The following is a 7,047-nucleotide window of genomic DNA, read 5'->3' on the forward strand; positions in this document are numbered from 1 at the left end:
TATGTATATTGAACGTTTAGAATTAAAAGATTTCCGCAATTATGATTCAATTGAGTTGGACTTTTCCTCCAAGATCAATGTATTTATCGGTGAAAATGCACAAGGAAAAACAAATTTGATGGAATCACTTTATGTTTTATCAATGGCCAAATCACATCGAACTTCTAATGATAAAGAATTGATACGTTGGGATGCAGACTATGGTAAAATAAAAGGGACCGTCCAAAAAAAGTATGGTCCACTACCTTTAGAGTTAACATTGTCTAAAAAAGGTAAAAAAGCAAAAGTTAATCATTTAGAACAAACGAAACTGAGCAATTATATCGGCCAGTTGAATGTCGTGATGTTTGCACCAGAAGACTTATATTTAGTAAAAGGAAGTCCACAAGTTAGAAGACGATTTCTAGACATGGAAATCGGTCAAATTTCCCCTGTTTATTTACATGACTTACTTCATTTCCAAAAGGTATTAAAACAAAGAAACCATATTTTAAAACAGAATCAAGGGAAATCTTTATTAAATGATGTTATGTTTGAAGTTTATACAGAACAATATATAGATGCAGCAGTGAAAGTGATTCAAAAAAGATTTCAATTCATGGATTTATTACAAAAATGGGCAGAGCCAATCCATTCTGGTATTTCCAGAGGATTAGAAAAATTGACCGTCTCCTATTATTCGGCATCCGGTATTAAAGCAGACTGGTCTGAACAGGACATGAAAGAACATCTCACTAACAAATTGTTCGACAGTCAAAAAAGAGAGCTTGACCGGGGGGTAACGTTAACAGGACCTCATCGGGACGATCTTCAGTTTTTTGTAAATGAATATGATGTTCAAATATATGGATCACAAGGCCAACAACGAACAACAGCTTTGTCTTTAAAGTTGGCTGAAATCGAATTGATAAAACAGGAGGTAGGTGAAGCTCCTGTTTTATTGCTGGATGACGTTTTATCGGAACTGGACGATTACAGACAATCCCATTTGTTGAATACAATTCAAGGTGATGTTCAAACATTCGTTACAACAACAAGTGTAGAAGGGATTGCACACGATACTATTCAACATGCAAAAATGTTTCATGTGGAACAAGGAGCAGTTGTAGATTAATAAAGTATTTTTATTTTATTAAAGTTTCAAAGATAAAATTCCCCATTATTGAAGTGATGAAAGAGTAGGTGAGCAAGTTGGCAATGGAAGAAAAAGAGTTGGAAAAATCTTATGATGCCGATCAGATACAAGTATTAGAAGGATTAGAAGCAGTTCGAAAACGTCCAGGGATGTATATAGGGACAACTAGTTCAAAGGGACTTCACCATCTAGTATGGGAAATCGTCGATAACAGTATTGACGAAGCGCTTGCTGGATACTGCGATCATATTATCGTTACAATCGAAAAAGACGATTGGATTAGAGTAGAAGATAATGGCCGTGGTATCCCAGTGGATACCCAAGAAAAAATGGGGAAACCCGCTGTCGAAGTAATTATGACGGTTCTCCATGCCGGTGGTAAGTTTGGCGGTGGAGGCTATAAAGTATCCGGTGGACTTCATGGCGTAGGTGCCTCTGTTGTAAACGCTCTTTCCGAATTCACAGAAGTATATGTAAAACGTGATGGAAAGATTCACTGTATAAAGTTTGAACGTGGTGCTGTCAGCGCTCCTTTAGAAGTAATAGGAGAAGCTGAGGTAACTGGAACGACAACAAGATTCAAAGCAGATGCAGAAATTTTTACTGAAACTACTATATATGAATTTGATATTTTAGCCCATCGTATTCGTGAACTAGCTTATTTAAATCGTGGATTATCGATTACCATTGCGGACGAACGAGAAGGACAAGAGAAATCAACTAAATATTTCTACGAAGGCGGTATTAAATCATACGTAGAAGATTTAAATAAATCAAAAGAACCTATTACGGAAGAAGCAATATTCGTGGAAGGAGAAAAAGATGGTATATCGGTTGAAATTGCGATGCAATATAATTCCGGCTATGCATCTAATATATTATCCTTTGCAAACAATATTAATACGTATGAAGGCGGAACACATGAGTCCGGTTTTAAAACAGCACTTACTCGTGTCATAAACGATTATGCGAGAAAAAATGGTTTGTTAAAAGAAGCTGACACCAATCTCACAGGAGATGATGTTCGCGAAGGTTTGACAGCTATTGTTTCTGTTAAACACCCGGATCCACAATTTGAAGGTCAAACAAAAACAAAACTAGGTAACTCAGAAGTAAGTACCATTACAAATAGTTTGTTTTCAGAAGGCTTTGATCGATTTCTGTTGGAAAATCCACAAATTGCACGAAAGATCATAGAAAAGGGTCTGATGGCTGCAAGAGCAAGAGTTGCTGCTAAAAAAGCTCGTGAATTTACACGTAGAAAATCAGCGCTTGAAGTATCTAGTCTTCCAGGAAAGCTGGCTGATTGTTCTTCTCGCGTACCAGCGGAGAGTGAATTATACATTGTAGAGGGTGACTCTGCCGGTGGATCTGCAAAGTCAGGTAGAGACCGTCACTTCCAAGCTATCCTTCCTTTACGTGGGAAGATTTTAAACGTGGAAAAGGCACGATTAGATAGAATCTTAGGAAATGCTGAAATTCGTGCAATGATTACAGCACTTGGTACGGGAATTGGAGAAGAATTTATTCTAGAAAAAGCTCGTTATCATAAAATCATTATTATGACTGATGCGGACGTTGATGGTGCACATATTCGTACGTTACTGTTGACATTTTTCTTCCGTTTCATGAGACCATTGATTGAGGCAGGTTATGTATATGCTGCGCAACCACCTTTATACCAAGTGAAGCAAGGTAAGCATATTGAATATTGTTATAACGATGAACAATTAAAAGAGATTTTAGACCGCTTACCAAAAACATCCAAACCAAATATTCAACGTTATAAAGGACTAGGAGAAATGGATGCCGCTCAATTATGGGAAACAACGATGGACCCAGACGTTCGTACATTACTTCAAGTCAATTTAGATAACGCCATGGAAGCAGATGCAATATTTGAACAGTTAATGGGTGAAGAAGTAGAACCAAGACGTCAGTTTATCGAAGAGAATGCTGTATACGTGAAAAACTTAGATATTTAAGAATGTGTGTGACTGGAGGTCTTTAGGATGTCAGAAATACCGAATAAAGGTGTCAAGGGGATCAATATTAGTCAAGAAATGAAAACGTCATTTCTTGACTATGCAATGAGTGTAATAGTATCCCGAGCACTGCCAGATGTTCGTGACGGGCTAAAGCCTGTTCATCGTCGAATTTTATACGGAATGCAAGAGTTAGGAAATACGCCGGATAAACCCCATAAAAAGTCTGCCCGTATAGTAGGAGATGTAATGGGGAAATACCATCCGCATGGTGACTCATCCATTTATGAAGCAATGGTACGTATGGCGCAAGACTTTAGCTACCGATATATGTTGGTAGATGGTCATGGAAACTTTGGTTCAGTAGACGGTGATGGAGCAGCAGCAATGCGATATACCGAATCACGTATGTCTAAAATTGCGTTAGAGTTATTACGTGATATCAATAAAAATACGATTGATTATAAAGATAATTATGATGGACAAGAAAGAGAACCAGTTGTTTTACCAAGTAGATATCCAAATCTACTTGTAAACGGTGCATCAGGTATTGCCGTTGGAATGGCAACAAATATACCGTCCCACAATTTAGGAGAAGTAATTGATGGTGTTTTAGCATTATCCGAAAACCCCGCAATTACCATAGAAGAACTAATGGGAATTATTCCAGGTCCTGATTTCCCTACAGGAGGGATAATTTTAGGACGAAGTGGTATCCGACGAGCATACGAAACTGGTAGGGGATCCATATTAATTCGTGCTAAGGTTGAAATTGAACAAAAGGCTAGTGGTAAAGAAGTTATTATTGTTTCAGAACTACCATACCAAGTGAATAAAGCACGTTTAATTGAAAAAATCGCTGAATTGGTTCGTGATAAAAAGATTGATGGTATAACTCATTTGGCAGATGAATCTGATCGTAATGGAATGCGGATTGTCATTGAAGTACGAAAAGATGCAAACTCTCATGTACTTTTAAATAACTTATATAAGCAAACCGCCCTCCAATCAAGCTTTGGTGTAAACATGTTAGCATTAGTAGACAATCAGCCAAAAGTATTGAACATAAAAGAAATGCTTTATCATTACTTAGAACATCAAAAAGTTGTCATACGTCGTCGTACACAATTTGAATTAAACAAAGCACAAGATCGTGCACATATTTTAGAAGGCTTACGAATTGCTTTAGATCACATTGATGAGATCATTGCGTTAATCCGTGCTTCTCAAACTGGAGAAGAAGCAAAAAATGGTTTAATGGAAAAATTCAATTTATCTGAACGTCAAGCACAAGCAATTCTAGATATGCGTTTACAACGTTTAACTGGATTGGAACGCGATAAGATTGAAGAAGAATATACAGCTTTAGTAAAACTAATTGAAGAGTTGAAGTTCATTTTAGCGAATGAGTATAGAGTATTAGAAATAATTCGTGAAGAAATTACAGAAATTAAAGATCGATACGCAGATAAACGTAGAACCGAAATTGTTGCAGGAGGAGCGGAAGTTTTAGAGGATGAAGATTTAATTCCTGTAGAAAATTCCGTATTAACACTCACAAACAAAGGATATATCAAACGTTTACCAGCAAATACGTATAAAAGTCAAAAACGTGGTGGTCGTGGAGTACAGGGAATGGGGACAAATGAAGACGATTTTGTAGAACATCTTCTGTTTACTTCTACACATGATACGATTTTGTTCTTTACCAATAAAGGAAAAGTGTATCGTGCTAGAGGATTTGAAATTCCTGAATATGGACGTACGGCTAAAGGATTACCGCTTATTAACTTATTGGGTGTCGAAAAAGATGAACAAGTCACTGCAATGATTCCAATGGCATCATTTGAAGAAGATAGTTATTTCATTTTCACGACCAAGCATGGGGTGACAAAGCGCTCTCCGGCTTCCGGTTTTGCCCATATACGTGCAAACGGTTTAATCGCCATTTCGTTACGAGAAGAAGATGAACTGATCGCTGTTCGTTTAACGGATGGAAAAAAACAAATTATCATTGGTACAAGACAAGGAAAGTTAGTACGATTCGAGGAGACTGACATCCGTTCAATGGGAAGAACTGCTGGAGGGGTCAGAGGTATTCGTTTGAAGGATGATGACTATGTGGTAGGCATGGAAATTATCGAACCAGAACAAGAAATCTTAGTAGTTACAGAAAACGGATATGGAAAACGAACACCAGAATCCGAGTATCGTCTGCAAAGCCGTGGTGGCATGGGGGTAAAAACATGTCATATTACCGAGAAAAACGGTCCATTATCTGCTGTTAAAGCAGTTGATGGTACAGAAGACTTAATGTTAATCACGATTAACGGTATGCTTATTCGAATGGATGTAAATGATATTTCTATAACGGGTAGAAGTACGCAAGGGGTTCGGTTGATGAGACTTGCGGACGACGAGTTAATCGCAACTGTAGCAAAAGTGGAAAAAGAAGAAGATGAAGATATTGAAGTAGATAATGAAATGGATTCTACAAATGAAACAGAGTCATCTCCAACAGAAGAAACAAGTGAATAACTAAGTTTAAACACTCTTGAACATATTTGTTCGAGAGTGTTTTTTTGCATATACAGTCATCCTGTAAACTTGGTATAATTAAGGAAAACGTATGTAAAAAGGAGGGAATCAAATGAATCACACGATAGAAAATCTAGAAGAGTTAAAGTTAGGAAGTATACTCGCAGAAGATATTTTAGTAAATACTAAAACACCAATTATTCGAAAAGAGACAAAAATAACAAGAGAACATATTCTGGTATTACGTGCGTTTAATATTAACAAAGTCCCAGTAGTAATAGAGAATGTATTTAATAGATCCGAAGAAGAACTAAGTAAATTGAATGATAATAGTGTAAGTACTTTTAAAAATGAAAACAAAGAAGTTATCCAAACAAGTTTTGTAAAACTATATAACAATGCAGTAACTAGTTTTTATAAAGAATTTACTTCGTGGGAAGCTGGAATGAAAGTTGATATAGCAAAACTACGTAATATTATTATGCCTTTAGTAGAAAGTGCAATGACCGATAAAAAAGTATTTTCTCATTTAAATGATTATTCCTCTTTAGATAAGTATGTTGCCCATCATTCAATAGCAGTAGGGATAATTTCTGGTGCTATAGCAAAGAAAATGGGGTATTCCTCCGGGATGATCAATCAAATAGCTACGGCAGGTTTATTAGCAGACGTGGGTATGTCAAAAGTAGACGTCAAGGTAAGAGAAAAAAAATCTTATTTAACAGAATCCGATTTCTCTGAAATAAAGAAGCATACTATTTATAGTTTACAAATGGTTAAAGAAAGTCCTTTGTTAAAACCTGAAATGAAAATGGCTATTTTTCAACATCATGAGCGTTTAGACGGAAGTGGTTATCCAAAGGGAGAGAAAATGGATAATATCACTACATTCTCGCAAATAATCGCGGTAGCAGATGTCTATCATGCAATGACATCTGAACGAGTTTACCGGGCAAAGAGCTCTTCTTTTAAAGTATTAGAAATGATTAAAGAAGAAGAGTTTGGAAAATATAGTCTTGAAGTAGTAAATGCTTTAATTTCATTAGTTGGTTCCTTACCTATTTCAACAAGTGTCCGCTTATCGGATGACAGAATAGGAGAGGTTGTATTTTTACATAGGGATTCTCCAATGAGACCAATGATTCGACTAACAGAAACCGGACAAATAATTGATTTAGCTGCAAGAAGGACTGTTCATATAGAAAGTGTTATAGATTAGAATGTGAAACTCTTTTCTTGATACTAGTAAAAAGAAGAGAGTTTTATATTTTATTTAAATAAAGTGTTGACATGTCTAACAAACCTTGATATTATATAGAAGTCGCCAAAACAAGTCGACAACATGAACATTGAAAACTGAACATGCAAAACGTTAAGACATATAGCTAG

Annotated in this window: 4 protein-coding genes; all 4 read left to right on the plus strand. The window is 36.3% G+C overall.

Annotated elements, in window-relative coordinates; all coding sequences use genetic code 11:
* Position 1 precedes the first annotated feature (1 nt).
* On the plus strand, positions 2 to 1,114 hold the full coding sequence (recF, locus tag FS486_RS17925) for a DNA replication/repair protein RecF (protein WP_144513485.1): 1,113 nt from the start codon (positions 2 to 4) through the stop codon (positions 1,112 to 1,114).
* Between the two features lie 83 nt (positions 1,115 to 1,197).
* Positions 1,198 to 3,120 (plus strand): DNA topoisomerase (ATP-hydrolyzing) subunit B, encoded by a 1,923-nt coding sequence (gene gyrB / locus FS486_RS17930; RefSeq protein WP_186321509.1) that lies wholly within the window; start codon positions 1,198 to 1,200, stop codon positions 3,118 to 3,120.
* Positions 3,121 to 3,147: 27 nt separating this feature from the next.
* Complete coding sequence (gene gyrA, locus FS486_RS17935; RefSeq protein WP_144513489.1) at positions 3,148 to 5,658, plus strand: DNA gyrase subunit A; 2,511 nt, start codon at positions 3,148 to 3,150, stop codon at positions 5,656 to 5,658.
* Between the two features lie 112 nt (positions 5,659 to 5,770).
* Complete coding sequence (locus FS486_RS17940) at positions 5,771 to 6,877, plus strand: HD-GYP domain-containing protein (protein WP_144513491.1); 1,107 nt, start codon at positions 5,771 to 5,773, stop codon at positions 6,875 to 6,877.
* The last annotated feature ends 170 nt before the right edge of the window (positions 6,878 to 7,047 follow it).

Source organism: Bacillus sp. FJAT-22090, assembly GCF_007676755.1.
Taxonomy (GTDB): domain Bacteria; phylum Bacillota; class Bacilli; order Bacillales_A; family Planococcaceae; genus Psychrobacillus.

Excerpts from the sequence above, each read along its gene's own strand:
- gyrB (WP_186321509.1), top strand. The coding sequence starts at position 1,198 with ATGGAAGAAAAAGAGTTGGAAAAATCTTATGATGCCGATCAGATACAA.
- gyrA (WP_144513489.1), top strand. The coding sequence starts at position 3,148 with ATGTCAGAAATACCGAATAAAGGTGTCAAGGGGATCAATATTAGTCAA.
- FS486_RS17940 (WP_144513491.1), top strand. The coding sequence starts at position 5,771 with ATGAATCACACGATAGAAAATCTAGAAGAGTTAAAGTTAGGAAGTATA.
- recF (WP_144513485.1), top strand. The coding sequence starts at position 2 with ATGTATATTGAACGTTTAGAATTAAAAGATTTCCGCAATTATGATTCA.